Source organism: Bacillus sp. SIMBA_005, from assembly GCF_046535585.1.
Lineage (GTDB): Bacteria > Bacillota > Bacilli > Bacillales > Bacillaceae > Bacillus > Bacillus pumilus.
Window position 1 is genome coordinate 1 of sequence record NZ_JAWRWI010000054.1, and the last position, 446, is coordinate 446.

Sequence of the window (446 nt, forward strand, 5' to 3'; positions counted from 1 at the left end):
AGGAATATTAAACGAAAAGGGCTCTTTTGAGATATTCTTAACCTACAGAATATCTCATAAGGAGCCTTTTTCATGAAAATCCTTGATACACAATCGCTTATTACTTCCTCAAAACAACGCTCCAAAGAATATCAACAACTTCGTGAAGAACTATCCGATTTAAAGAAATCATTAGAAGACGTGTCTAATCTGGGTGATGATTTCACTGGCCGAGGCGCAGATAACATTAAAGCTTTTTTTAACGATTTAGCATTGTACACCGAAACATATATGAACTTCACTGAGATGCAGATCGCCTTTTTCAATAGTATCGAAGGAAAGCTGGAAGATATCGCGCTTGCCGGAGATACGTTTGTTGATGAACATTTTGTCGAGAATCAATTAGAACAGGGAATCAAAAACAGTCGTAGTATTATTCACGAACAACAGCGTGAGCTTTCCGGAAT

The 446-nt window shown here is 37.4% G+C and carries 1 protein-coding gene; it reads left to right on the plus strand.

The features are described 5' to 3' along the window. Nucleotides 1-72: 72 nt before the first annotated feature. Nucleotides 73-446, plus strand: a 374-nt coding sequence (locus tag SB660_RS19045; protein ID WP_410583779.1) for a T7SS effector LXG polymorphic toxin, incomplete at its 3' end; no start/stop codon positions are given.